This window comes from Stenotrophomonas sp. YJH_SMC_12-1, assembly GCF_059370935.1.
Window position 1 is genome coordinate 62780 of the sequence record NZ_JCAFUD010000005.1, and the last position, 23481, is coordinate 86260.

At 66.3% G+C, this 23481-nt stretch carries 27 protein-coding genes and 2 tRNA genes; 20 read left to right on the forward strand and 9 right to left on the reverse strand.

The window, feature by feature from the left end:
• Positions 1–76 precede the first annotated feature (76 nt).
• The 4 genes from AC5P8Y_RS10580 (at position 77) to yegS (ending at position 2917) form a co-directional block, all read left to right on the forward strand.
• Positions 77–406 (forward strand): J domain-containing protein, encoded by a 330-nt coding sequence (locus AC5P8Y_RS10580; RefSeq protein WP_164133451.1) that lies wholly within the window; start codon positions 77–79, stop codon positions 404–406.
• Positions 407–435: 29 nt separating this feature from the next.
• The gene (gene rpe / locus AC5P8Y_RS10585) at positions 436–1110 is read left to right on the forward strand and encodes a ribulose-phosphate 3-epimerase (protein WP_088436233.1); all 675 of its coding nucleotides are present in this window, start codon (positions 436–438) and stop codon (positions 1108–1110) included.
• A 59-nt stretch (positions 1111–1169) separates the two neighbouring features.
• Positions 1170–1652, forward strand: a complete 483-nt coding sequence (locus tag AC5P8Y_RS10590) for a GNAT family N-acetyltransferase (protein WP_164133452.1) — start codon at positions 1170–1172, stop codon at positions 1650–1652.
• 326 nt (positions 1653–1978) lie between these two features.
• Positions 1979–2917 (forward strand): lipid kinase YegS, encoded by a 939-nt coding sequence (yegS, locus tag AC5P8Y_RS10595; protein ID WP_049403442.1) that lies wholly within the window; start codon positions 1979–1981, stop codon positions 2915–2917.
• Positions 2918–2926: 9 nt separating this feature from the next.
• Here yegS and AC5P8Y_RS10600 read toward each other — a convergent pair whose 3' ends face one another.
• On the reverse strand, positions 2927–3871 hold the full coding sequence (locus tag AC5P8Y_RS10600) for an IS481-like element ISStma12 family transposase (RefSeq protein WP_053451622.1): 945 nt from the start codon (positions 3869–3871) through the stop codon (positions 2927–2929).
• Positions 3872–4238: 367 nt separating this feature from the next.
• On the opposite strand from AC5P8Y_RS10600, the gene trpE reads away from it, so the two are divergent.
• The 6 genes from trpE to AC5P8Y_RS10630 all read left to right on the forward strand — a co-directional run bounded on the left by trpE (position 4239) and on the right by AC5P8Y_RS10630 (position 9781).
• A complete protein-coding gene (trpE, locus tag AC5P8Y_RS10605) occupies positions 4239–5714 on the forward strand; it encodes an anthranilate synthase component I (protein ID WP_033833582.1) in 1476 nt (491 codons plus the stop codon).
• Positions 5715–5780: 66 nt separating this feature from the next.
• Positions 5781–6560, forward strand: coding sequence for an SIMPL domain-containing protein (locus AC5P8Y_RS10610; RefSeq protein WP_049402337.1), 780 nt, complete (start codon positions 5781–5783; stop codon positions 6558–6560).
• 2 nt (positions 6561–6562) lie between these two features.
• Entirely contained in the window at positions 6563–7150 is a 588-nt protein-coding gene (locus AC5P8Y_RS10615) for an anthranilate synthase component II (protein ID WP_005414697.1), read from the forward strand.
• Positions 7151–7166: 16 nt separating this feature from the next.
• Positions 7167–8198: an anthranilate phosphoribosyltransferase gene (gene trpD, locus AC5P8Y_RS10620; RefSeq protein ID WP_005411320.1), complete on the forward strand. Its 1032-nt coding sequence runs from the start codon at positions 7167–7169 to the stop codon at positions 8196–8198.
• Between the two features lie 75 nt (positions 8199–8273).
• Positions 8274–9068, forward strand: a complete 795-nt coding sequence (gene trpC / locus AC5P8Y_RS10625; protein WP_005414695.1) for an indole-3-glycerol phosphate synthase TrpC — start codon at positions 8274–8276, stop codon at positions 9066–9068.
• Complete coding sequence (locus AC5P8Y_RS10630; RefSeq protein WP_005411318.1) at positions 9065–9781, forward strand: haloacid dehalogenase-like hydrolase; 717 nt, start codon at positions 9065–9067, stop codon at positions 9779–9781. Before trpC ends, AC5P8Y_RS10630 begins: the two co-directional genes overlap by 4 nt.
• A gap of 116 nt (positions 9782–9897) precedes the next feature.
• On the opposite strand, the gene AC5P8Y_RS10635 is transcribed toward AC5P8Y_RS10630, so the two are convergent.
• Together AC5P8Y_RS10635 and crp are read right to left on the reverse strand one after the other, a co-directional pair.
• Positions 9898–10659, reverse strand: a complete 762-nt coding sequence (locus AC5P8Y_RS10635) for a sulfite exporter TauE/SafE family protein (protein ID WP_005411317.1) — start codon at positions 10657–10659, stop codon at positions 9898–9900.
• Positions 10660–10721: 62 nt separating this feature from the next.
• Positions 10722–11411 (reverse strand): cAMP-activated global transcriptional regulator CRP, encoded by a 690-nt coding sequence (crp, locus tag AC5P8Y_RS10640; RefSeq protein WP_012481435.1) that lies wholly within the window; start codon positions 11409–11411, stop codon positions 10722–10724.
• A gap of 149 nt (positions 11412–11560) precedes the next feature.
• Between crp and speD the strand changes: the two genes are divergently transcribed.
• On the forward strand, positions 11561–12355 hold the full coding sequence (gene speD, locus AC5P8Y_RS10645) for an adenosylmethionine decarboxylase (RefSeq protein WP_005411315.1): 795 nt from the start codon (positions 11561–11563) through the stop codon (positions 12353–12355).
• A gap of 168 nt (positions 12356–12523) precedes the next feature.
• Positions 12524–12844, forward strand: coding sequence for a DMT family transporter (locus tag AC5P8Y_RS10650; RefSeq protein WP_005411314.1), 321 nt, complete (start codon positions 12524–12526; stop codon positions 12842–12844).
• Between the two features lie 82 nt (positions 12845–12926).
• Here the strand turns inward: AC5P8Y_RS10650 and coq7 are convergent, their stop codons facing one another.
• The gene (coq7, locus tag AC5P8Y_RS10655; RefSeq protein WP_005411313.1) at positions 12927–13571 is read right to left on the reverse strand and encodes a 2-polyprenyl-3-methyl-6-methoxy-1,4-benzoquinone monooxygenase; all 645 of its coding nucleotides are present in this window, start codon (positions 13569–13571) and stop codon (positions 12927–12929) included.
• A gap of 198 nt (positions 13572–13769) precedes the next feature.
• Between coq7 and rplM the strand changes: the two genes are divergently transcribed.
• On the forward strand, positions 13770–14198 hold the full coding sequence (gene rplM / locus AC5P8Y_RS10660) for a 50S ribosomal protein L13 (RefSeq protein ID WP_005414692.1): 429 nt from the start codon (positions 13770–13772) through the stop codon (positions 14196–14198).
• 2 nt (positions 14199–14200) lie between these two features.
• A complete protein-coding gene (gene rpsI / locus AC5P8Y_RS10665; RefSeq protein WP_005411311.1) occupies positions 14201–14593 on the forward strand; it encodes a 30S ribosomal protein S9 in 393 nt (130 codons plus the stop codon).
• A 322-nt stretch (positions 14594–14915) separates the two neighbouring features.
• Here rpsI and AC5P8Y_RS10670 read toward each other — a convergent pair.
• Together AC5P8Y_RS10670 and AC5P8Y_RS10675 are read right to left on the reverse strand one after the other, a co-directional pair.
• A tRNA-Gln gene (locus tag AC5P8Y_RS10670) sits at positions 14916–14990 on the reverse strand.
• A gap of 55 nt (positions 14991–15045) precedes the next feature.
• Positions 15046–15122: transfer RNA gene (locus AC5P8Y_RS10675), tRNA-Met, on the reverse strand.
• Between the two features lie 121 nt (positions 15123–15243).
• Between AC5P8Y_RS10675 and AC5P8Y_RS10680 the strand changes: the two genes are divergently transcribed.
• The 3 genes from AC5P8Y_RS10680 (at position 15244) to bfr (ending at position 16795) form a co-directional block, all read left to right on the forward strand.
• Positions 15244–15864: an RNA pyrophosphohydrolase gene (locus tag AC5P8Y_RS10680; RefSeq protein ID WP_005411310.1), complete on the forward strand. Its 621-nt coding sequence runs from the start codon at positions 15244–15246 to the stop codon at positions 15862–15864.
• A gap of 108 nt (positions 15865–15972) precedes the next feature.
• The gene (locus tag AC5P8Y_RS10685; RefSeq protein ID WP_049402336.1) at positions 15973–16182 is read left to right on the forward strand and encodes a (2Fe-2S)-binding protein; all 210 of its coding nucleotides are present in this window, start codon (positions 15973–15975) and stop codon (positions 16180–16182) included.
• A gap of 142 nt (positions 16183–16324) precedes the next feature.
• On the forward strand, positions 16325–16795 hold the full coding sequence (gene bfr / locus AC5P8Y_RS10690; RefSeq protein ID WP_005414691.1) for a bacterioferritin: 471 nt from the start codon (positions 16325–16327) through the stop codon (positions 16793–16795).
• Position 16796: 1 nt separating this feature from the next.
• Here the strand turns inward: bfr and AC5P8Y_RS10695 are convergent, their stop codons facing one another.
• From AC5P8Y_RS10695 to AC5P8Y_RS10705, 3 genes are read right to left on the reverse strand one after another with little or no spacing between them, the layout of a single operon-like run.
• A complete protein-coding gene (locus AC5P8Y_RS10695; RefSeq protein WP_164133453.1) occupies positions 16797–19031 on the reverse strand; it encodes an ATP-binding protein in 2235 nt (744 codons plus the stop codon).
• 1 nt (position 19032) lies between these two features.
• Entirely contained in the window at positions 19033–20919 is a 1887-nt protein-coding gene (locus AC5P8Y_RS10700) for an EAL domain-containing protein (protein WP_495201962.1), read from the reverse strand.
• 44 nt (positions 20920–20963) lie between these two features.
• On the reverse strand, positions 20964–21581 hold the full coding sequence (locus AC5P8Y_RS10705) for a DUF4126 domain-containing protein (RefSeq protein WP_005411305.1): 618 nt from the start codon (positions 21579–21581) through the stop codon (positions 20964–20966).
• A gap of 179 nt (positions 21582–21760) precedes the next feature.
• Between AC5P8Y_RS10705 and AC5P8Y_RS10710 the strand changes: the two genes are divergently transcribed.
• From AC5P8Y_RS10710 to erpA, 3 genes are read left to right on the forward strand one after another with little or no spacing between them, the layout of a single operon-like run.
• The gene (locus AC5P8Y_RS10710; protein ID WP_005411304.1) at positions 21761–22504 is read left to right on the forward strand and encodes a DUF6776 family protein; all 744 of its coding nucleotides are present in this window, start codon (positions 21761–21763) and stop codon (positions 22502–22504) included.
• Positions 22505–22508: 4 nt separating this feature from the next.
• Positions 22509–22973, forward strand: coding sequence for a bactofilin family protein (locus tag AC5P8Y_RS10715; protein ID WP_024958552.1), 465 nt, complete (start codon positions 22509–22511; stop codon positions 22971–22973).
• 31 nt (positions 22974–23004) lie between these two features.
• The gene (erpA, locus tag AC5P8Y_RS10720) at positions 23005–23397 is read left to right on the forward strand and encodes an iron-sulfur cluster insertion protein ErpA (RefSeq protein ID WP_005411302.1); all 393 of its coding nucleotides are present in this window, start codon (positions 23005–23007) and stop codon (positions 23395–23397) included.
• Positions 23398–23481: the final 84 nt, after the last annotated feature.

The following is a 23481-nucleotide window of genomic DNA, read 5'->3' on the forward strand; positions in this document are numbered from 1 at the left end:
CGGCCTAGTGTAAAGCCGTCCGGGCCCGCTGTGACGTAAAATGAGCGTCCATTTCGTCGGTCGACCCCGGAGCGCCATGCGCTGGTACGGAAAACTGCTCGGATTCATCGCCGGCGCCCTGCTGTTCCGGCCCAATCCGCTGTTTGGTGCAGTGGTCGGCCTGCTGATCGGCCATGCCTTCGATTCGGACTGGTTCCGCCTGAACAAGGAGAATCCGTACCGGGAGCTGGGGCTGACCTCCGAGGCCACCGATGCCGAGGTCGAGCGCGCCTACCGCAAGCTGATCTCGCAGTACCACCCCGACAAGCTTGGCGGCGCCGCCCCCGAGCTGCAGCGGCAGGCCGAGCTGAAGTCGCGGCGCATCAACGCCGCCTACGACCGCATCAAGACCCTGCGCAAGCGCTGACCCCTTTCCCCTCGTTGCAAGGCCCGGCCATGTCCAACTGCCTCATCGCCCCCTCCATCCTGTCCGCCAACTTCGCCCGCCTCGGCGAGGAAGTCGACAACGTCCTCGCCGCTGGCGCGGACTGGGTCCACTTCGACGTGATGGACAACCACTACGTGCCGAACCTGACCATCGGCCCGATGGTCTGCCAGGCGCTGCGCAAGCACGGCGTGACCGCGCCGATCGACGTGCACCTGATGGTCGAGCCGGTGGACCGCATCATCCCGGACTTCGCCGAGGCCGGTGCCACCTACATCAGCTTCCACCCGGAGGCGAGCCGCCACGTGCACCGCACCATCCAGCTGATCCGCTCGCTGGGCTGCAAGCCGGGCATCGTGCTGAACCCGGCCACGCCGGTGGACATCCTCGACTGGGTGCTGGAGGACCTGGACCTGGTGCTGCTGATGTCGGTCAACCCGGGCTTTGGTGGCCAGGCCTTCATCCCCTCGGCGCTGGACAAGCTGAAGGTGGTGCGCAAGATGATCGATGCCAGCGGCAAGGACATCCGCCTGGAGATCGACGGCGGCGTGAAGGCCGACAACATCGGCGAGATCGCGGCTGCCGGTGCCGACACCTTTGTCGCCGGCTCGGCCATCTTCAACGCCAAGACCAGCTACCAGGACGTGATCGCGCAGATGCGCGCCAACGTCGCTGCGGCACGCTGACAAAAAGGGGACGGAGGGGATTAATCTCGTCTAATTCCCTCCGTCCCCTTTATCTGCGCATGGCACTGTTGAACATCCGTCCGGCCACCGTGGCCGATGCTGGCCTGATCCTGCATTTCATCCGCGAACTGGCCATCTACGAGAAGGCCGAGCATTCGGTACAGACCGATGAGATCGGAATCGCCGAGAGCCTGTTCGGTGTCGATGCCACGGCGCGCGCGTTGATCTGCGAAGCCGACGGCGAGGCCATCGGCTATGCGGTGTACTTCTACAACTACTCCACCTGGCTGGGCCGCAAGGGCATCTACCTGGAAGACCTGTATGTCAGCCAGGAAAAGCGCGGCGTGGGCGCCGGCAAGGCACTGCTGAAGTACATCGCACGCCAGGCCGTGGCTGAAGGCTGCGGTCGCTTCGAATGGTCGGTGCTGGACTGGAACAGCCCGGCCATCGAGTTCTACACCGCTGCCGGTGCGAAGCCGCAGGACGAGTGGACCGTGTACCGGCTGCAGGGCCAGGCGCTGCACGATTTCGCCAACGGTTGAAGCGAAGTGCATCCACGCATGGCGTGGATCTACCAACCGGGTGGGTGCAAACCGCAACCCGGGGGGGGGGCGAACCGCAACCTGGGGGCAGCGAACCGCAACCTGGTGGGTGCGAACCTTGGTTCGCACTCCCTGCACACCCCAAAAAAAAGCCACGCCAATCACTGGCGTGGCCTCGCTGCATGCGTGGGAGGCTGATCCTGCCTCCATCCGTCGTCCCTGCTATGGACTCCCATTCTCCGGTAGCTGAATGACATCTGCGTGACATTCACCGCGGGCAAACAGCGCATTGCTAGCCTGTGCCACCGCATCCTTGGAAGCTCTGCATGACCACCCCGCGCTGGCGCCTGATCCTCAATGGAAAATCCGCTGGCAACGAGGAGTTGCGCGACGCCGTCGACCATTGGCGCGGACAGGGCGTGCAGCTGGAAGTGCGGGTGACCTGGGAGGACGGTGACGCCGAGCGCTATGTCGCCGAGGCGATCGATCATGGCGTGGATGTGATCGTGGCCGCCGGTGGCGATGGCACGCTCAGTGCAGTGGCCGAGACACTGGCGCATCGTGAGGAGCTGGCAGATGCGCTGCCCTCGCTGGCGCTGATCCCGATGGGGACCGCCAACGATTTCGCGACTGCGGCCGGCATGCCGACCGAACCGAAGGAGGCCTTCGCCTTGATCGGGCAGGCGACGCCGCACGCTATTGACCTGTTGCGCGTTGACGCCGATGGCACCCAATGGTGGTGCGCCAATCTCGCCAGCGGTGGCTTCGGCACGCAGGTGACGGTGGAGACTGATGCGGGCTTGAAGAAGATGCTGGGCGGGCTGGCCTATGTGATCACCGGCATCGCCAAGCTGGGCCGCATCGAGCCGATCACCGCGCGCCTGTCCGGCCCGGATTTCGCGTGGGAAGGCGACTTCATCGCGCTCGGCATCGGCAATGGCCGCCAGGCCGGCGGTGGCCAGCAGCTGTGCCCGCAGGCCCTGATCGACGACGGGCTGCTGGATGTGACCGTGCTTCCGGAACTGGAAGGGGAGGTCACCGCCACCCTCGGCCAGATGCTGAAGTCGGGCACCCAGGCTGCGCTGGAACAGCTGGCCACGCGTGCGCGGCTGCCGTGGCTGGAGATCGCATCCGAGCGCCCGCTGACCCTCAATCTGGATGGCGAGCCGGTACAGGCCCGCCAGTTCCGCATCGAGTGCGTGCCGGGCAGGGTACGGATGCACCTGCCGGCTGGCTGCCCGTTGCTGGCTGGGAAGGGGAGGTAGAGTCGACTGTTAGTTGTGTAAACCCACCACGTTGTTCAGCGGGATTCTGGAAATAGGCGGTTGGCTGCCGATCCCCATGTGGGGTCGGTGCCAGTTGTAGTAATGCAGCCATTCAGGCAGCACGGCATCACGTTGCTCTGACGAAGCGTACTCGCAGGCGTAGGCCCATTCGCGCAAGCTGGTCTGGATGAAGCGCTCGGCCTTACCGTTGGTTCGCGGGGTGTAGGGCTTGGTCCGATAGTGCTTCATGCCCAACGAGGCGACGAGTCGAGCGAAGACGCCGGAGCGATAGCAGGCGCCGTTGTCAGTCAGGACACGCTGGAAGGTGACCCCCAGCGTCTTGTAGTACGCCAAAGCGGCCAGCAGCGCTTGGCAGGCCGTTGAGCCCTTCTCATCGGTGTGAACGCTACTGAAGGCGACTCGGGAGTGGTCATCAATGGCCACATGGACATAGCCCCAGCCACCGCCGCCAGCATTGCCACGCCGATTCGGATCGACCCGGTGTCCGGGCCGGTGGAAGTTGCCGAGTTTCTTGATATCCAAGTGCAGCAAGCCGCCCGGGCTGTCGTACTCATACCGGACCGCCTTCTTCGGTGGGTCCAGAAGGCACAGGCGATTGAGTCCTCGTCGGCGCATCAGTCGTGAAATGGTGCTGTGAGCCACACCCAGTGCCTTGGAAATGGTCAGGTAGGTTTGCCGTTGACGTCGACGCTGAACGATCTGCTCTACCAATGCCTCAGGGGTGCCATGGGGGCTGCGGCTGGGCCGAGAGCTGCGGTTCTGCAGCCCAATCAGGCCCTCGGCTCGATACCGGGCCAGCCACTTGTAAGCCGTGCGTACACTCACCCCGCGAGCCTGGGCGGCCTCTTCTGGCCGAAGGCCTTGCTCAGTGATGCGGCGGACAAGAAGTTCTCGACTAAACGGCGTCAAACGGGCATTTTTATGGTGGTTCATCCGGGCTCTTTGGGGACTGGATAGGCGTGGTAACCACCATTTTCCAAAGATGCCCCGGATGAACAACCTACCGAGAGATCACAGTTAGTCGACTGCTTCTCGTTCCGACGGCGTAAAACCCCGCGCTACGCGCGCAAGTCGACCAACAGTCGACTCTACCGGTCCGCGTCGTCGGTTTCCGTGGCTGGCCCCGCCCGTCCCGTGGTTCAGTTTTCCAGGGTTCCCCTGCCGTCCAAGCTGCGATACAGTCAAGGGGTGTCCAGCCTGACGACCCCGCATACCCTTTCTTCCGCACGCCGTTGGTGGCGATGGTGGCCCGTTGCCGTCGTCCGCCCCCATAACGCTGTGTCCCGGAAGGAAAGTCGTCTTGAACTCGCACGCTCAGTTTCAGCAGCAGGCCGCTGAAGGCCACACCCACATTCCCGTCGTCCGCGAAGTGCTGTCCGACCTGGACACGCCGCTTTCGGTCTATCTGAAGCTCGCCGACGGCCCCAATACCTACCTGTTTGAATCCGTCGAAGGCGGCGAGCGCTTTGGTCGTTACTCGATCATCGGCCTGCCGGCGCGCCGCGTGTACGCCTTCCACGGCCACACGCTGACCGTGCGAGAAGACGGCCAGGTGGTGGACACCCGCGAGGTCGCCGACCCGTTCGCTGAAGTCGAGGCGCTGCGCAGCGCCCACTCGGTGCCGAAGCTGGAAGGCCTGCCGGGCTTCACCGGTGGCCTGGTCGGCTGGTTCGGCTTCGAGTGCATCGGCTACATCGAACCACGCCTGGCCCCGCCGGCCGGCCGCGATGAGCTGGGCACGCCGGACATCCTGCTGCTGGATTCCAACGAGCTGGCCGTGTTCGACAACCTCAAGGGCCGCCTGTACCTGATCGTGCACGCCGACCCCCGGGTCGAGGGCGCCTTCGAGCAGGCCCAGGCGCGCCTGGATGCGCTGACTGCCAAGCTGCGTGCACCGGGCGCCGGTTATCCCGCACCGCTCAACAGCGATGTGCTGGACGAATCCGATTTCGTTTCCGGGTTCACCCGCGAAGGGTTCGTCGATGCGGTCCAGCGCAGCAAGGAATACATCCGCGCCGGTGACATCTTCCAGGTGGTGCTGAGCCAGCGCCTGAGCGTGCCGTTCAAGGCGCGGCCGGTGGATGTGTACCGCGCGCTGCGTGCACTGAACCCGTCGCCGTACATGTATTTCCTGGATGTCGGCGACCTGCAGGTGGTCGGCTCCTCGCCGGAAATCCTGGTGCGCCTTCAGGATGGCAAAGTCACCGTGCGCCCGATCGCCGGCACCCGCCCGCGTGGCGCCACGCCCGAGCAGGACCTGGCGCTGGAAGCCGAGCTGCTGGCCGACCCGAAGGAACGCGCCGAGCACCTGATGCTGATCGACCTCGGCCGCAACGATGCCGGTCGTGTGTCCAGGGCGGGCACCGTGGAAGTGGGCGAGCAGTTCGTGATCGAGCGCTACAGCCATGTCATGCACATCGTCAGCGAAGTGACCGGGCAGCTGCAGCCGGGCCTGAGCTACGCCGACGTGCTGCGCGCCACCTTCCCGGCAGGCACCGTCAGCGGCGCGCCGAAGATCCGCGCGCTGGAAGTGATCCGCGAGCTGGAACCGATCAAGCGCAATGTCTACGCCGGCAGCATCGGCTACATCGGCTGGCACGGCGATGCCGATACCGCGATCGCGATCCGCACCGCGGTGATCAAGGACGGCCGCCTGTACGTGCAGGCCGGCGCCGGCATCGTCTACGACTCGGACCCGGACAAGGAATGGGACGAGACGATGAACAAGGGCCGCGCGCTGTTCCGCGCCGTCGCCCAGGCCGCCAAGGGCCTGTAAGCCTGCCTCGCCACGGCGCCGCGCCGTGGTCGTTCCGCTGTTCCCGTTCAAGACAAGGAGTACTGCATGAAGCTGCTGAGCGCATTGCTGTGGTCGTCACTGCTGGCCACGATGGCCCCGTCTGCGTGGGCGCAGGCCAATACCATTCCGTCGCAGCCGCACCTGCTGGTGAAGGGCGAGGCGCGTCGCGTGGTGATGCCGGACCGGTTCGGCCTGCAGTTGAACATCGAAGAGACCGACATGGATGCCGACGCCGCGCGCCGCCGCGTGCAGGACAACGTTGCCCGCGTGCTGGCACTGTTCAAGCAGCACAAGGCGGTGGAAGGCAGCGTGCGCGCGGACAACCTGCGGGTCGGTCCTGCCACGCGCTATGAGCAGAACCGGCAGGTTTTCATCGGCACCCGCGTGTCACGCCAACTGCGCGCCAGCTTCGCCAGCGTCCAGCAGATGCAGGACGTGCTGGGGGCGCTGAAGGCCAACGAGAACCTGCAGGTCAGCAGCGTGGCGCCGATGTACTCGGGCGAAGTGGCGCTGCGCCGCGAACTCAAGGGCGAGGCGGCGGCCCAGACCCGCCAGTCTGCGCAGGGCCTGGCCAAGGCCTACGGCACCCAGCTGCGCGGGCTGTACAGCATTTCCGATGTAGCGCCGAACTTTGCCTATGGCGTGCAGGCGGGCAATTGGCCCAGCAGTGGGGATCTGGTAACGCCGCCCTCGCCGCCCGCGCCCGAGGCACCGATGAACAGCATCGAGACCACGGGCTCGCGCCTACGCGAGTCGGTGGAGGCCGGCCCCATCACCTACACCGAAAACGTGTACGCCATTTTCCTGATAAGCGACGGAACCTGACCATGTTGTGGATGATCGACAACTACGACAGCTTCACCTACAACCTCGTGCAGTACCTGCAGACGCTGGGCGCCGAGGTGAAGGTGGTGCGCAACGATGCAATGAGCGTGGACGAGATTGCCGCGCAGAAGCCCGAGCGCATCGTCATCTCGCCCGGCCCGTGCACGCCCAACGAAGCGGGCGTGTCGCTGGAACTGATCGAGCGCCTGGGCCCGACCACGCCGATCCTCGGCGTGTGCCTGGGCCACCAGGGCATCGGCCAGGTCTACGGCGGCACGGTCATCCGTGCCGGCAACATCATGCACGGCAAGACCTCGCCGATCCGCCATGAAGGCAAGGGCGTGTTCGCCGGCCTGCCGGACCGCTACCAAGCCACCCGCTACCACTCGCTGGTGGTGGACAAGAACAGCCTGCCTGATGTGCTGGAAGTGACCGCCTGGACCGAGAACGACGACGGCTCGATCGAAGAGATCATGGGCCTGCGCCACCGCCAGTTCCCGGTGGAAGGCGTGCAGTTCCACCCCGAGTCCATCCTCACCGAACACGGTCACGCCCTGCTGCGCAATTTCCTGCAGCGCCCGGCGGCCTGATCCAAGGAGCATTCCCATGAGCTTCTCCCCCCAGGAAGCCCTGCATCGCACCATCGAACACCGCGAAATCTTCTTCGACGAAATGGTCGACCTGATGCGGCAGATCATGCGCGGCGATGTCTCGCCGATGATGACCGCCGCCATCCTCACCGGGCTGCGCGTGAAGAAGGAGACCGTGGACGAAATCGCCGCGGCGGCCACCGTGATGCGTGAATTCGCCCGGCCAGTGCCGGTGGCCGATACCTCCAACCTGGTTGACATCGTTGGCACCGGTGGCGATGGCTCGCACACCTTCAACATCTCCACCTGCGCGATGTTCGTCGCTGCTGCTGCAGGCGCGCGCGTGGCCAAGCATGGCAACCGCAGCGTGTCGTCCAAGTCCGGCAGTGCCGATGCGCTGGAAGCGCTGGGCGCGGTGATCGAGCTGCAGCCTGACCAGGTGGCCGCGGCCATCGACCGGACCGGCATCGGCTTCATGTTCGCGCCGATCCATCACCCGTCGATGAAGGTCGTCGCGCCGGTGCGCCGCGAGATGGGCGTGCGCACCATCTTCAACATCCTCGGTCCGCTGACCAACCCGGCCAGTGCACCGTCGGTACTGATGGGCGTGTTCCATCCCGATCTGGTCGGCATCCAGGCGCGCGTGCTGCGCGAACTGGGTACCGAGCGCGCGATGGTGGTCTGGGGCCGTGACAACATGGACGAGATCTCGCTGGGCGCCGGCACCTTGGTCGGCGAACTGCGCGACGGCAAGGTGCGCGAGTACGAGATCCACCCGGAGGACTTCGGCATCGCCATGTCGGCCAGCCGCAACCTGCGCGTGGACGGTCCGGAACAGTCCATCCAGATGCTGCGCGCCGTGCTCGACAACGAGCCGGGCCCGGCGCTGGACATCGTCGCGCTGAATGCCGGTGCCGCCCTGTATGTGGCCGGTGTGGCCAGCGACATCGGAGACGGCCTGGCCCGCGCCCGTGCCGCCATCGCCAATGGCAGCGCCCGCCAGCGCCTGCAGCAGTATGTGGAGACCACCCGCGCGCTGGTTGCCTGAGCGCGCGGTTCAGCCTCACCCTCTCGATGGCCGATAATGGCCGTCCTCACCGCCCCCCGCACCGACCCGAAGACGATGAGCGACATCCTGCAGACGATCCTGGCCCGCAAGGCCGAAGAAGTGGCCCAGCGCCGCGCCCAGCGCCCGCTCGAGGAGCTGCAGGCCGCCGTGGCCAGCGCCCCGCCGGTACGTGGCTTCGTGCGCGCGCTGCAGGCGGCGGTGGCCAATGGCGACCCGGCGGTGATTGCCGAGGTGAAGAAGGCCAGCCCCTCCAAGGGCGTGATCCGCCCGGATTTCCGCCCGGCCGACATCGCCGTCAGCTACGAGTTCGGTGGCGCCAGCTGCCTGTCGGTGCTGACCGACGTGGACTTCTTCCAGGGCGCCGACGCCTATCTGCAGCAGGCCCGCGAAGCCTGCACGCTGCCGGTGCTGCGCAAGGATTTCGTCATCGACGCCTACCAGGTGTACGAGGCGCGCGTGCTGGGCGCCGACTGCATCCTGCTGATCGTCGCCGCGCTGGACGATACCCAGCTGGCCACGTTGTCCGAGCTGGCGCTGTCGCTGGGCATGGACGTGCTGGTGGAAGTGCATGACATCGACGAACTGGAGCGCGCGCTGCAGGTGCCGGCGCCGATGATCGGCATCAACAACCGCAACCTGCGCACCTTCGAGGTGTCGCTGCAGACCACGCTGGACATGCAGCAGGCGGTGCCGCGTGACCGCCTGCTGGTCACCGAGAGTGGCATCCTCGGCCCGCAGGACGTCGCGCTGATGCGCGATGCCGGCATCCATGCATTCCTGGTCGGCGAGGCCTTCATGCGCGTGGAAGAGCCGGGCGAGGGCCTGCGTCAGCTATTCTTCGCGGCATGACAACGCACTATCCGACGCCGCGCGACGATGCGCCGCTGGTGGTCTTCGATTTCGACCACACCCTCTACGACGGCGATTCGGGCACCCATCTGTTCGCCTCGCTGATCAAGCGCAACCCGCTGCGCATGCTGGCCGCGCTGCTGGTCACGCCGATCGCCGGGCCGTTGGTGGCGATGCTGCCGACCCGCCGGACGGGTATTTCGGTCTACGTGTGGATCGGCAGCTTCGGCCTGCACCGTGCGCGCGATTTCAACAAGGTGATCGATGCCTACGTGCTGCGCAACGAGGCGCAGATGCGCGCCAAGCTGCTGCCACAGGCGCTGGAGGTGTTCGCCGCGCACCGTGCCAAGGGCGACCGTGTAGTGGTCGCCACCGGCGCGCCGCCGGAACTGGCCCGCGCCATCCTGGCGTTCGTTGCCCACCAGGACGTGCCGGTGATCGGCACCGAGGTCGGCCCGCGACTGGGCGGCGTCGGCCCGACCCGCCACTGCCACAACGAAGAAAAGATGCGCATGCTGCGCGAGCGCGGCTACGGCAATATCGACATCGCCTACTCCGACAGCACCGCCGACCTGCCGTTGCTGCTGGCCGCCAAGGCGCCGGTGGTGGTGAACCCGAAGCGATCCAGGGTGGACTTCTTCCGCCGCGTGCTGCCGGCCGGCACCCGCATCCTCAACTGGGGCTGCGTGGACCGCGGCGGCGACAAGGCGTAGCCCGGGGCCGGATCCCGTCCGGGGCCTGACCCCATCGCACGATGACGGATCTGCCGGCCAGCGGCCGGCACTACCCTCCTCCGTCCCGGTAGTGCCGGCCGCTGGCCGGCAAACGCTCAATGCCCCAGGTACCCGTACACCGCATGGCCGATCTGGAACAGGCTGATCCCCAGCACCAGCACGCCCACGGCCACCAGCACCCAGCGCTCCTTCACCCGCTTGACCAGGATCGCCGCCACCGGCGCGGCCATCATGCCGCCGATCAGCAGGCCGGCGACGATCTGCAGGTGCTGCACGCCCATCGACAACAGGAAGGTCGCTGACACCGTCAACGTGACCACGAACTCGGCCGCGTTGACCGTACCGATGGTGGTGCGCGCCTGGCCGCCACGGGCGAGCAGGGTGGACGTGGCGATCGGTCCCCAGCCGCCACCGCCGCTGGCGTCCAGCAGGCCCGCGAAGAAGCCCAGCACCGGTACCCGGCGGATCTCGCCCTTGGGCATCCAGCGCCCCGCGGCACGCGCCAGGATGATGATCGCCAGCACCAGCAGGTACAGGTAGATGAGGGGGCGGATGATGTCGCCGGGGATCTGGGTGAGCACGTACGCGCCCAGGGCGCCGCCCACCGCACCGGGCAGGGCCAGCCGCAGGAACAGGCGTTTATCGACATTCCCGGCGGCGAGGTGCGACACGCCCGAGGCGCCGGTGGTGAACACTTCAGCGGTGTGGATGCTGGCGCTGACCTGCGCCGGTGGCAGGCCCATGCTCAGCATCACCGACGAGGACACCAGGCCGAAGGCCATGCCCAGTGCGCCGTCAACCAGCTGCGCGCCAAGGCCGATGAGGATGAACCACCAGAATTCGCTGCTCAGTTCCATGCAACGAGCCTAGCGCGCGAAGGAGTGCGGACCAAGGTCCGCACCCACCGGGTGCTCAACGGTCAACGGGTGCCGTACAGCACCACGGTCTTGCCGCGGGCATGCAGCAGGCCGTCGGTCTGCAGCTTCTTCAGCACGCGGCCGGCCATTTCGCGCGAGCAGCCGACCAGGCGCGCCAGTTCCTGGCGTGACACGCGCAGCTGGCTGCCCTGCGGATGGCTCATCGCTTCTGGTTCCTGCGCCAGATCGTGCAGTGTGCGCACGATCCGATCGGTAACATCCAGGAATGCCAGGCGACTGGCCTTGCGGCTGGTATCGAGCAGGCGCTTGGAAATCTGCTGGCCCAGCGCATACAGCAGGCGCGGGGCGTCGGCCGACAGCGGGCCGAGGAACAGCTGGTGCAGGCGCTCGTAGCTGATTTCGGCCAGTTCGCAGGCGGTACGGGTCCGCAGGATCACCTCGCGGCGGTCCGATTCGACGAACAGGCCCATTTCGCCAACGAACTCGCCGGCACCGAAGTAGCCCAGCACAAGCTCTCGATCGTCATCTTCCTCGGCCATGATTGAAACCGAGCCGCTGACAACGTAGTACAGGGTTCCCGCCGGGTCACCGGGTCGGAAGACGTCGGTACGGGTGGGATATCGCCGCCGGTGGCTGTGCGCCAGGAAACGATCGATGGTGGCGATATCCAAGGCCAGTGGACTGCTAGCTAGGCGCACGGTTGACACGATAGGGGCGCTCCCTCTGCGCATGAACGGATTCACGGGGTCGATAGCGGAGCTTAACCAGCGCAATTGTTAAGGGCAAACAGTGTGCCAGAACTCTTGCGTCTTCACGTTCCCCCCGGGGGCAGTTTGCCCCATAATTCCCCCTTTCCCTTCTTACACAGGAATCGACCGCCGTGGTCAAGCCGTTGCCTCGCCTGAGGCTGCAGGGTTTCAACAACCTCACCAAGGCGCTGAGCTTCAACATCTATGACGTGTGTTACGCGCGCACCGAAGAGGAGCGTCAGCGTTACATTGAATACATCGATGAAGAGTACAACGCCGACAGGCTGACTCAAATCTTGACCGATGTCGCCGAGATCATCGGCGCCAACATCCTGAACGTGGCCCGCCAGGACTACGACCCGCAGGGTGCCTCGGTGACCATCCTGATCTCCGAAGAGCCGGTGATCGACAAGAAGCTGGCCGGCAAGGAGCTGATCTCCGACGCCGTGGTCGCGCACATGGACAAGAGCCACATCACTGTCCACACCTACCCGGAAACCCATCCGCAGGAAGGTATCGCGACGTTCCGCGCGGACATCGACGTGGCCACCTGTGGCGTCATTTCCCCGCTGAAGGCCCTGAACTACCTGATCGAGAGCCTTGAGTCGGACATCGTGATCATGGACTACCGCGTCCGTGGCTTCACCCGCGATGTGAAGGGCAAGAAGCACTTCATCGACCACAAGATCAACTCGATCCAGAACTTCCTGGCCAAGAACATCAAGTCGCGTTACGAGATGTTCGACGTCAACGTCTACCAGGAAAACATCTTCCACACGAAGATGCACCTGAAGGACTTCGACCTGGACCAGTACCTGTTCGAGGAAAAGGCCAAGAACCTGTCGTTCAAGGAACGCATGAAGATCGAGGCGCTGCTCAAGCGCGAGATCGAAGAGCTGTTCCACGGCCGCAACCTGTCCGAGTAAGCCCCATGTGCGATGCCCGCAGGCATCGCCACCCAGGCGGGACGACCCGCCCCGTGGAACCAGTGCCCCGCACGCGTTACAGTTCCACGGTGATGTACCGACCCACGGCCCGGTGTGAAAACACCGGGCCGTTTCGTTTTTTTCAAAAAAGGTAAGGAGCCCCCACCCATGCCCTGGATCTACCTGCTGCTGGCCGGCCTGTTCGAGATCGGTTTCGCCCTCGGAATGAAGTACTCCGAAGGCTTCAGCAAACCCCTGCCCACCGCTGCCACGGTGGTATCCGCGCTGATCAGCCTGTACCTGATGAGCCAGGCGATGAAGAGCATCCCGGTCGGCACGGCCTACGCGATCTGGACCGGTATCGGTGCCATGGGTGTGGCGGTGCTGGGCATCTACCTGTTCAACGACAGCGCATCGCCGGCCCGCCTGGCCTGCGTGGGCCTGATCGTGGCTGGTGTGATCGGGCTGAAGCTGGTCTCGCCGAACTGATTGATGGCCCGACCAACGGTCGGGCCCCACCGTCGCCCCCCGCACCTCCTGGTAGGCCCGCACCGTTGGTGCGGGCGACCCTTCAAATGCGGTAGGCGATGGTCTTCATCACCCTGGAGGCCAGTGCCATCACGCCCGGGATCGGGAACGGCAGGCGGCGAGCGCCGGCCTGCTCGGCGTGGTCCGCATGGCGGGCCTCGTCTTCCTTCATCACCGCGATGACCGCGCGGCTGCGCAGGTCGCCGGCCGGCAGGTCGACCAGGTGCTCGTCCAGGTGGGCCTCCACCTGGCGCTCGGTCTCGACCACGAAGCCCAGGTTCCAGCCGTCGCCGCGCAGCCCGGCCAGGGTGCCGATGGTGTAGCTGCCGGCGTACCAGAGCGGGTTGAACAGGCTCGGACGGCTGTCCAGTTCGGCCAGCCGGGTGGCGCACCAGGCCAGGTGGTCGGTTTCTTCCTGCGCCGCTTCCAGCAGGTGCTCCCGCGTGGCCGGGTCGCGCGCCACGGCGGCCTGGCCGAAGTACAGGCCCTGCGCGCAGACCTCGCCGACGTGGTTGATCCGCATCAGGCCTGCGGCATGGCGCCGCTCGGCGCTGTCCATGCCGGGCTCGCCGGTGTCCGTGGCGGGGTAGGGGCGGGCCGCCGGCGGATTGCCGAACACTGTGTCCAGGGCGCGCTGCGCCTCGGTCAGCAGGTGGTCCAGCGGAGTGGTCTGGCGGAGCACGGTCATGGCAGTACGCGGTGGAGCGGAAGACCCCCCGATTCTCGCCCGGCCCCGCGCCCCTGCCAACCCGGCCCAGGGGACGGGTTGCGCTCCCGCGGCAGGATGAGTACAATCCCGCCTCTTACGCTTCACCTTTTCACAACGCGTGGCAGAGTTCCGGCGAGCCTTTCGCCGCAATGAGCCCGACCTAACCTAGAGTTCTTCATGAGCACTTTCACTGCCAAGAACGAGACCGTCCAGCGCGACTGGTACCTCGTCGACGCCGAGGGCAAGACCCTGGGCCGTCTCGCCACCGAGCTGGCCCGCCGTCTGCGTGGCAAGCACAAGCCGGTCTACACCCCGCACGTTGATACCGGCGACTACCTGGTCGTCATCAATGCAGAAAAGATTGCCGTCACCGGCAAGAAGCTGCAGGACAAGATGTATCACCGTTTCACCGGTTACATCGGCAACCTGAAGACCGAGTCCCTGGCCCAGGCGCTGGAGCGCCACCCGGAGCGCGTGATCGAGATCGCCGTCAAGGGCATGCTGCCGAAGGGCCCGCTGGGTCGCCAGATGTACCGCAAGCTCAAGGTCTACGCTGGCACTGAGCATCCGCACGCCGCACAGCAGCCGCAGGTTCTGGATATCTAATCATGGCTATCACTCAAAACTACGGCACTGGCCGCCGCAAGTCCTCCACCGCTCGCGTGTTCCTGCGCAAGGGTTCGGGCAACATCACCGTCAATGGCCGTCCGCTGGACGAGTTCTTCGGTCGTGAGACCGCGCGCATGATCGTGCGCCAGCCGCTCGAGCTGACCAAGAACACCGAGAGCTTCGACATCCTGGTCACCGCCGCTGGCGGCGGCACCACCGGCCAGGCCGGTGCGATCCGTCTGGGCATCGCCCGTGCTCTGGTCGAGTACGACGAAACCCTGAAGTCCGAGCTGCGCAAGGCTGGCTTCATGACCCGTGACGCCCGTGAAGTCGAGCGTAAGAAGGTCGGTCTGCACAAGGCCCGCCGCGCCACCCAGTTCTCCAAGCGCTGATTTACCGCGCCTGGTTGGGCTCCTTCGGGAGCCCGCTGGATGGAAAAGCAAAAGCCCGGCTTCGGCCGGGCTTTTGTCGTTCCGGGGTCATGGATTTCCTGGTTGCCGGCCAGCGGCCGGCACTACCCGTGGTCTCGCGTGTCGGGAGGGTGGGGTCAGGGCCTTTCCCTGCGGAAAAGGATCCGACCCCAGGGTTCTTTCTGGAGAAGAGCCCCCTTGTTGTTCAAGGGGGTGTGCCGACAGGCGCGGGGACAAGGTGGAATGCGCGACCAGATGAAAAGCAAAAGGCCAGATCTTTCGATCTGGCCTTTTGTTTTTAATTTGGCTGCCCCGGATGGATTCGAACCACCGAATGCCTGAGTCAGAGTCAGGTGCCTTACCGCTTGGCGACGGGGCAAAACGTGCAACTATTTTCTCACTTTTCACGCTGAAAAACAACTTGATTTTCAGTGTGGTGGCTATGGGTGGACTCGAACCACCGACCCCAGCATTATGAGTGCTGTGCTCTAACCGGCTGAGCTACATAGCCTTGGTGAGCCCGCTATTCTGCGGATGTGTACCGCCCCTGTCAACACTTTTGTGTCGTGCTTGTGGGCCGACAGAGGGCATGGGATAGTCCCGGCCAGTAGATTTTCTTAGGAGTCCGCATCGTGATCGATCCGGACGGCTATCGACCGAACGTCGGCATCGTGCTGATGCGGCAGGACGGCCAGGTGTTCTGGGCACGACGCGTGCGCCGGGACGGCTGGCAGTTCCCGCAGGGTGGCATGAACACCGACGAGACGCCTGTCGAGGCCATGTATCGTGAACTGCAGGAAGAGACCGGCCTGCTGCCCGAGCATGTGGAAGTGCTCGGGGCGACGCCCGGCTGGCTGCGCTACAAGCTGCCGGCGCGGGCCATCCGCCGCAATGAGCGGCAGGTCTGCATCGGCCAGAAGCAGGTCTGGTTCCTGCTGCGCCTGACCGGCGACGAATCCCACGTGAAGCTGGACCACACCGACTCGCCCGAGTTCGACCACTGGCGCTGGGTGGACTTCTGGTACCCGGTGGAGCATGTGGTGATGTTCAAGCGTGGCGTCTATGCGCGTGCGTTGCGACATCTGGCGCCGCTGGCCCGCGGGGTGGCCGGGCAGGGGGTTACCGCCATGCCCAAGAGCGCCGCCGAAGCCTGGATGCCTGGCCATACCGCCGGGCACGACCGCCCACGCAAGCGCCCTCGGACCCGCGGCTATTGGCCGAAGAAGGCCACGGGCGATGGCCCGGCCAGCTGACGGGCTGAACGGTATCGAGAATGGTTCAGGTCTCTGATTGACAACCATTCTCGTTTCCATTGGAATAGCCAACAGGCCGCTTCTGGCCTGCCAGCCCGGTTCACGCCTGTGTACGTCTGCATCTGCAACGGAGTCACCGACCACCAGATCCGCGAAGCCGCCAGCCATGGCGTCAGTACGGTGGCCGAACTGACCATGCGTACCGGCTGTGGCGCTACCTGCGGTTCCTGCCTGGACATGGCCGGCGATCTGCTGGCCAAGGCGCGTGCCATCCACGATCTGCCGCTGCCGGTATTGGGTCTGGCCCAGGTCGCCTGATCGTCTCTTGGCGGCGCGTTGACGGCGCGCTTTCGCATTCTTCACGTGCGGCCGCACAGGCCAATGCGCACGATTCGCGTTCCTTCACGACTGCAGGCAAGGCGTTAAAGTGCCTGCGTTTTCAGCGTGCAGGAGCATCCCCATGAAGGGCGACACCAAGGTCATCGAATTCCTCAACAAGGTCCTCTACAACGAGCTGACCGCGATCAACCAGTACTTCCTGCATGCCAAGATGCTGAAGAACTGGGGGATCAAGGAACTGGCCGAACACGAGTACAAGGAATCGATCGACGAGATGAAGCATGCCGACATGCTCGCCGACCGCATCCTGTTCCTCGAAGGCCTGCCGAACTTCCAGGCGCTGGGCAAGCTGCGCATTGGTGAGAACCCGACCGAGATCCTGCAGTGCGACCTGTCGCTGGAACGCGATGGCGTGGTCACCCTGCGCGAGGCCGTGGCGTATGCCGATTCGGTCGGCGACTACGTCAGCCGCCAGCTGTTCGTGAAGATCCTCGATTCGGAAGAAGAGCACATCGACTGGCTGGAAACCCAGCTCGACCTGATCGAGCGCATCGGTGAACCGAAGTACCTGCTGAGCAAGCTGGAAGAGTGAGTCAGCCGGCCTGGCCGGCGCGATGCTGTGCCAGGTAGCCCGTCAGTGCCACGCGCGCTCGGGCGAATTCCGCAACCAGCAGCGCCACCGCTACTGCGGGGCGCTGCAGGCTGCCGCTGCGGGCTTCGTGCTCGATGCGCTGCGCGACTGACGACAGCGACAGTGCGCCCACGTTCGCGCTGGATGACTTGAGGCTGTGCGCGACGGCCTGCAGGCGAGGCTCGTCGCCGTTCTGCGCGGCCTGCTGCAGCTGCTGCACCATTGCCGGCGCATCCTCCAGGAACACCGAGACGATCTGGATGGCGCTCTCCCCGATCACTGCATGCAGTTCGTCCAGCACGTCGCGGTCCAGCACCGGCTGCGGCTTGGAGCCGACTCGGCTGTCATCGTCCTGCAGAGCCGAGCCATGCTCGGCTGATGGAGCGCGACGGCTATCGGCCGTCAGCCGGGCATGGCTTGGCTCTATCGAAGGCCGTGCAGGTGATGCGGCTTTGCCGCCGCCCCAGCGCTGCAGCAGCGCATGCAGGGTGTCGCGTGCAATCGGCTTGGACAGATAGTCGTCCATGCCGGCCTGCAGGCAGCGCTCGCGGTCACCGGCCATGGCATTGGCGGTCATCGCGATGATCGGCAGGCGCGGGCGCCCGTTTTCCACTTCCTCGGCGCGCCAGCGGCGGGTGGCGGCATAGCCGTCCAGCACCGGCATCTGGCAATCCATCAGCACCACATCCACGTCGCCTTCGCGCAGGGCAAGCAACGCCTGCTCGCCATCGGCGGCGTTGCACACTTCGCACTGGAACACGCGCAGCAGCTGCTCGGCCACCATGCGGTTGACCGTGTTGTCCTCCACCAGCAGCACGCGCAGGTGCAGCGGCGGCAGCGTGGGCGTGGACTGGCCCTGTCCGGCGTTGGCCAGCAGCGCGGCAGGGCGCGCATGCGCAACCGGTGCAGCCAGCAGTGCATGCAGCCCAGCGTCGTCGAAATGCGAGGGTAGCTGCCGCTGACGTGGGCGTGGCGGAAGGGCATCGTCCTGCAGCCACAGCACCTGCAGCCCGTCGTCTTCGCCACGTTCGGCCAACGCCTGTTGCAGCGTCGCTTCACCGATGCGGCGCGCACGTGCATCGACCAGCAGCCACGCCGGTGCCGGTTGCCCCGGCCTCGGCACCGCGCGCAGGCGCTCGACCACGGCATCGAACTGCGCCAGGGCGTGCACCAGCAGTCCATGATGGGCCGCGATGCGCTCGATGCGTGCCTGCAGGATGGCATCGCCACTGAACAGCAGCAGCGCGTCTGGCGTGCGCGCCATGGCCGGCAGGTCGCCGGGCACCTTCAACAACGGGATCTCGAACCAGAACGTGGCGCCCTGGCCGGGCGTGGACTGCACGCCGATGCGCCCGTGCATCAGGTCGATGATGCGCTTGCAGATCGCCAGGCCCAGGCCGGTGCCACCGTAGATGCGGGTCGTTGAGGCATCGGCCTGGCTGAAGGACTGGAACAGGCGCGCCTGCAGTGCCTCGTCGATGCCGATGCCGGTGTCGATGATCTCGAAGCGCAGCTGGTGCTGTGCGGGACCTTCGCCCAGGCGCTGCACGCGCAGCTGTACCTGGCCGCGCGCGGTGAACTTGATCGCGTTGGCCAGCAGGTTGCTCAACACCTGGCGCAGGCGTACCGGGTCGCCACGCACCGGCAGGCGCACTGACGGGTCCAGCTGCAGCCCCAGCGACAGGCCCTTGGCGTCGGCGGCGCGCTGCATCAGCTGCACCACGCCATCGAGCAGGTCGCGCAGGTTGAAGCTGGTGATCTCCAGTTCCAGCGCCTGTGCTTCCAGCCGCGAGTAGTCGAGGATGTCGTCGACGATGCGCAGCAGCTGCTGCGAGCTGGCCGAGGCGGTGGCCAGCATCTGCCGCTGGTCCTCGCCCAGCGGGCCGCGTGCGATCAGCTCCAGCATCGGCAGGATGCCGTTGAGCGGCGTACGGATCTCGTGGCTCATCGTGGCCAGGAACTCACCCTTGGCCAGCACCGCCGCCTCGGCGGCCTGCTTGGCCTGCAGCAGCTGCTGTTCCAGCTGCCCCTGTCGTTCGGTGGTGCGGCGCAGCTGGTCACGTTCGGCGGCCAGCAGGCTGCGCTCGCGCTGCAGCTGGGCCAGTGCCCGGTTGCGCGCGCGCAGCCGCAGGCCCAACAGCAGCGCGCTGATGGAGGTCGCAGCAAGGGCAACCAGCAGCGCGACCCACATCGGCACGTCAGAGCACCGCGTTGTGGAAGTCGAAGTTCAGATCGCTGCCGGCCGACTGCACCATGTTGCCCTGGATGTAGTCGACACCGCCCACCCACATCGCGGCGGCGGCCTGCGGATCTTCGATCTGCTGGCCGATGATCTGCTGCCCGGCGGAGTGAGCCCGCTCGATTGCCCGGCGCAGCTCTTCGCGCGTGGCCGGATTGGAATGACTGCTGGAGAAGCGCGCGGCCATGCGCACGAACGACAACGGCAGCTGGGTCAGCAGCGCATCGGCTTCGCCCCCGGGTTCGAACTGGCTCAGGCAGAAGCGCACGCTGGCGCCGGCCATGCGCTGGCAGAACTGCTGTAGCGGCACGGTATGGATCAGCGCGTCGGGCAGGCGGACGTCGATCACCAGCGCGCTGCCGGGCAGGTCGCGCTGCTGCAGCGATTCCAGCAGCCAATCCGCGAACGCATCGCGTTGCAGGGTGCGCAGCGACTGCGAAACGAACAGGTTCAGTGGTTGCGTCGCGTGCCGGTAAAGGTCGAGAAGGCCCAGTGCATGGTCCATCACCTGCTGGTCGAGATCGGCGATGCGCCCGGCAGCCTCTGCGGCCGGAATCACCTGGCCTGCCGCCAGCAGCGTACCGTCGGCCTGGCGAAGGCGCAGCAGCAGCTGGTACTGCGCGGTGTTGCCGCCGGCGACGGCGACGATCGGCTGGTAGGCCAGCTCAAGCTGGCCTTCCAGCAGTGCCAGGTGTTCCTGCTCGCTGGTCACGTCGCGGTGCACGTGGCCGGCCACGCCGGCGCTGAGCAACCGTGCCTGCAGGGTGGTGCGCTCGACTGCCTCCAGCGCGCTGTTGGCATCGTCGAAGCCCGGCGACAGCGGTGCATAGCCGACCACGCCCCGCAGATGCACCGATTCGTCATCGCGGATCACGAAGGCCCGCGCCGACAACTGCTCGCGCAGCGCAGCGGCAATGCCTTCCAGGCTGTCCTCGCTGGCATTGCGCGCAAGCAGCAGGAAGCTGTTGTCGTTCAGGCGCGCCAGCAGGTGCGGGTGGCCGGCTTCTGCCAGGCGTTGCCCGGCCTGCACCATCAGGCGCTCGAAGGCGGCATAGCCATAGCGCTCGCGCAGGCCCAGCGCGCTGGATATCTCGACGAACAGCACGCCGCCCTGGTCGCGGTGGGCGAGCGCGGCGTTGAGCTGCTGCAGCACGTGATGCCGCGTCGGCAGCCCGGTTTCCGGATTGCTGGTGGCCGGGGTGCCGGATACGCCGGGCAGGGTTGCGGCCTGCGCCCGCGCGCGGCGGATGCGGTTGGCCACGGCGGCGATCAGGTGGCGCGGGCGGATCGGCTTGCTCAGGTAGTCGTCGGCGCCACTGTCGAGCACCTCGAACTGGCGTTCCGGGTCCGGGTCGCCGCTGAGGAACACGATGGGCAGCAGCTGCAGGCCGGGCTGCTGGCGGATCAGCGCGGTCAGGCGCATGCCGTCCAGGCCGGGCAGGTGCAGGTCCATCAGGATCAGGTCAGGGCGATGTTCCTTGATCGCCTGCAGCGCACCGTCGGCATCGCTGTGCACGATCGCCTGCATGCCGGCGCCATGCAGCACGCTCTGTGCGAACAGTGCCTGGGCGCGATCATCCTCGACGATCAGCACGCGGTAGGGCGAATCGGAGTGCAGCGGTGCCGGGTCATTGCCGCCGGCCTCGGCCAGCAGGGATGGGCCGGGCAGCGGCGGCGGTGCGCTGCCGATCGATGCGGGTGCGTCGGAGGCGGCCAGCGGCGGAACCGCTGCCGGCGCTGCGGCGACGGCGCTCGCCGGTTCAGCGGTCCAGCGTTGCCAATGATCGGCCGGAGGGGTTTCAGCGCGTCCCGGGCGGGCGCCCGCGGGGGATTCGTTTGCGGCCATCGGTGCTCCTGGTGTTCGCGTCCATTATGCGACAAGCCCGGCGATCAACCGGTGCCGGGCTGGCGTGGACTGTCGGGCGACGCACTGCGTGCCAGCCAGCGCACGCCCTTCCACAAGGTGCGCCAGACCAGCCACACCAGCAGCGCGCCCGCCAGGCTGCAGGCCAGCACCACGATCAGCGCGATCCACGGGTGTGCCAGGGCCAGGGCCAGGCCACCGACCACCACGGTGTCCTCGGCGGCGGAGGCCACCCAGTTGCTGGCAGGCTCGGGCGAGGTATTGAGCAGGGCGCGGGTGCCTGCCTTCAGGCCGTGGCTGGCCAGCGCGACACCTGCACCGGCAGCAAGTGCGCCGGTGCCCAGCTGCCCATCCGGCGACAGCGTGGCTGCGGCAAGGAAGGCACCTGCGGGTACACGTGCCAGGGTCTGCACCAGATCCCACGCCGAGTCGACGCCGGGAATCTTGTCGGCGAAGAATTCGGTCACCGCCAGCGCCGCCGAAGTGCCCAGCACCCACCACGATTCAGTGGCCTGCAGGGCCGGTGGCAGGTCGACCCAGCCGAGCAGGCCGGCCAGGCCGACACCGAACACGGTGAGGTAGACGCGGATGCCGGCCAGCCAGGCCAGCAGGATGCCGATCACGAACAGGTGGGCTTCGGTCATGGCGATGCTCCGGCGACGGAACTGTGCAGGGGACCACACTATCGACGATGGCATGCCTGAACGCCACAGACCGTGGCTCGCCACTGCGCAGGAAACCCACCCGTCCTGTCATACACTAGCCCGTCGTTTGCCACAGGGGCCGTACCGGTGTCGCCCTCGCGATGCCCCGGAATCCACCCATGACCAACCGTCCTCCCATGCGCGTGCAGGTCCGCCTGCCCGGCGCGCCGCAACCGCCGGCCGACCGCCGCCGCCTGCTGGTGATCGGCGGCATCTGGCTGCTCAGCCTGGTGCTGGCGGTGCTCGGCGGCTGCTGGATGGCCACCCCGCGCGATGCGCAGGGCCAGCGCCTGCAGGCCGCCGAGAAGCGTGCCGAGACGCTGCAGGCGCAGCTGACCGAACTGCGCCAGAAGCAGGCCACGCTGGAAGCCTCCGACCGCATCAGCCGCGCCGCCAATACCGAGGTGCAGTCCTCGCTGGCCGAGCGCGATGAGGAAATCGCCGGCCTGCGTGCCGACGTTGCCTTCTATGAGCGCCTGGTGGGTTCGACCAGCCAGCGCAAGGGCCTGAACACCCATTCGATCGAGTTCAGCCCGGAAGCGGCCGGCACCTGGCAGTACACCGCGGTGCTGACCCAGAACCTCAACCGCGGCGCCATCAGCCAGGGGCAGATGCGCTTCACCGTGGAAGGCGTCAAGAACGGCAAGCTGGCCACGATCAGCTGGGATGATCTGCACCAGCGCAGCAAGGTACCGGGACAGGATTACTCGTTCCGGTACTTCCAGCAGCTCACCGGCAGCGTGATGCTGCCGGCTGACTTCACCCCGCAACGCGTGCGGGTGACATTGGGGAGTGGTACGGGGGGTACCACCCAGGTATTCGACTGGAAACAGGCCGGTGCGCCGGCCAGCAAAGGGGAGTAGGCAGATGTTCGGAAGCAGCAAATCCAACCGTGAAGGCCAGCTGGTGGTGGATGCCCTGATCGGCAACCAGGTGGTGATCCGCGGTGATGTGGAATTCAGTGGTGGCCTGTACGTGGAAGGCCGCATCCATGGCAAGGTGATCGCCGCCGAAGGCGCCAGTGGCGCGACCCTGACGGTCGCCGAGCATGGCGTGATCGAGGGCGAGATCCGTGCCCAGGTGGTGGTCATCAGTGGCCGCCTGGACGGCGACGTGCACGCCAGCGAGAAAGTCGAACTGACCCCGAGCGCGCGGGTCAACGGCAACGTCCATTACCAGGTGGTGGAGATGAATGCGGGCGCCCAGCTGAACGGCCGCCTGATCCATGCCAGCGCCCCGATGGCCGCCCTGCCGGCCCCGGAAGCTGATGAGGCCAATGGCGGCAAGGGTGACACCGCCGCGCGCCGCAAGCTGGCCGAGGCGATGGCTTGAAAGCCATCGTCGGCACCCCCATGCTGACACCATGAGCACGCTAGTCTCCCTGCCCGGCGCCACCCCGGCCGCCGCGCCCGATTACCAGTCGCTGGAGCGCCCGCTGAACTTCACCGAGTCGGCGGCCGCCAAGGTCAAATCCCTGATCCAGGAAGAGGGCAACCCCGACCTGGCCCTGCGCGTGTACATCGAAGGTGGTGGCTGTTCGGGCTTCCAGTACGGGTTCGAGTTCGACGAGAACCGTGCCGAGGACGATCTGGCGGTACAGACCAGCGGGGTGACCCTGCTGGTCGACCCGTTGAGCCTGCAGTACCTGATGGGCGCCGAGGTGGACTACACCGAGAGCCTGACCGGTGCACAGTTCGTGATCCGCAACCCGAACGCAAAGACCACCTGCGGCTGCGGCAGCAGTTTCAGCATGTAGGCGGGGCGCGGGGCCTGCGTCCCGCGCGACAAGGTGTGTGGAGCAAGCTCCACACCCACAGACGGCTTCGGCAAAGCCCGCGGC

Bases quoted from the DNA above. Each gene is read 5' to 3' on its own strand.
- AC5P8Y_RS10580 (WP_164133451.1), top strand. From the start codon at position 77: ATGCGCTGGTACGGAAAACTGCTCGGATTCATCGCCGGCGCCCTGCTG.
- rpe (WP_088436233.1), top strand. From the start codon at position 436: ATGTCCAACTGCCTCATCGCCCCCTCCATCCTGTCCGCCAACTTCGCC.
- AC5P8Y_RS10590 (WP_164133452.1), top strand. From the start codon at position 1,170: ATGGCACTGTTGAACATCCGTCCGGCCACCGTGGCCGATGCTGGCCTG.
- yegS (WP_049403442.1), top strand. From the start codon at position 1,979: ATGACCACCCCGCGCTGGCGCCTGATCCTCAATGGAAAATCCGCTGGC.
- AC5P8Y_RS10600 (WP_053451622.1), bottom strand. From the start codon at position 3,871: ATGAACCACCATAAAAATGCCCGTTTGACGCCGTTTAGTCGAGAACTT.
- AC5P8Y_RS10610 (WP_049402337.1), top strand. From the start codon at position 5,781: ATGAAGCTGCTGAGCGCATTGCTGTGGTCGTCACTGCTGGCCACGATG.
- AC5P8Y_RS10615 (WP_005414697.1), top strand. From the start codon at position 6,563: ATGTTGTGGATGATCGACAACTACGACAGCTTCACCTACAACCTCGTG.
- trpD (WP_005411320.1), top strand. From the start codon at position 7,167: ATGAGCTTCTCCCCCCAGGAAGCCCTGCATCGCACCATCGAACACCGC.
- trpC (WP_005414695.1), top strand. From the start codon at position 8,274: ATGAGCGACATCCTGCAGACGATCCTGGCCCGCAAGGCCGAAGAAGTG.
- AC5P8Y_RS10630 (WP_005411318.1), top strand. From the start codon at position 9,065: ATGACAACGCACTATCCGACGCCGCGCGACGATGCGCCGCTGGTGGTC.
- AC5P8Y_RS10635 (WP_005411317.1), bottom strand. From the start codon at position 10,659: ATGGAACTGAGCAGCGAATTCTGGTGGTTCATCCTCATCGGCCTTGGC.
- crp (WP_012481435.1), bottom strand. From the start codon at position 11,411: ATGCGCAGAGGGAGCGCCCCTATCGTGTCAACCGTGCGCCTAGCTAGC.
- AC5P8Y_RS10650 (WP_005411314.1), top strand. From the start codon at position 12,524: ATGCCCTGGATCTACCTGCTGCTGGCCGGCCTGTTCGAGATCGGTTTC.
- coq7 (WP_005411313.1), bottom strand. From the start codon at position 13,571: ATGACCGTGCTCCGCCAGACCACTCCGCTGGACCACCTGCTGACCGAG.
- rplM (WP_005414692.1), top strand. From the start codon at position 13,770: ATGAGCACTTTCACTGCCAAGAACGAGACCGTCCAGCGCGACTGGTAC.
- rpsI (WP_005411311.1), top strand. From the start codon at position 14,201: ATGGCTATCACTCAAAACTACGGCACTGGCCGCCGCAAGTCCTCCACC.
- bfr (WP_005414691.1), top strand. From the start codon at position 16,325: ATGAAGGGCGACACCAAGGTCATCGAATTCCTCAACAAGGTCCTCTAC.
- AC5P8Y_RS10700 (WP_495201962.1), bottom strand. From the start codon at position 20,919: ATGGCCGCAAACGAATCCCCCGCGGGCGCCCGCCCGGGACGCGCTGAA.
- AC5P8Y_RS10705 (WP_005411305.1), bottom strand. From the start codon at position 21,581: ATGACCGAAGCCCACCTGTTCGTGATCGGCATCCTGCTGGCCTGGCTG.
- AC5P8Y_RS10710 (WP_005411304.1), top strand. From the start codon at position 21,761: ATGACCAACCGTCCTCCCATGCGCGTGCAGGTCCGCCTGCCCGGCGCG.
- AC5P8Y_RS10715 (WP_024958552.1), top strand. From the start codon at position 22,509: ATGTTCGGAAGCAGCAAATCCAACCGTGAAGGCCAGCTGGTGGTGGAT.
- erpA (WP_005411302.1), top strand. From the start codon at position 23,005: ATGAGCACGCTAGTCTCCCTGCCCGGCGCCACCCCGGCCGCCGCGCCC.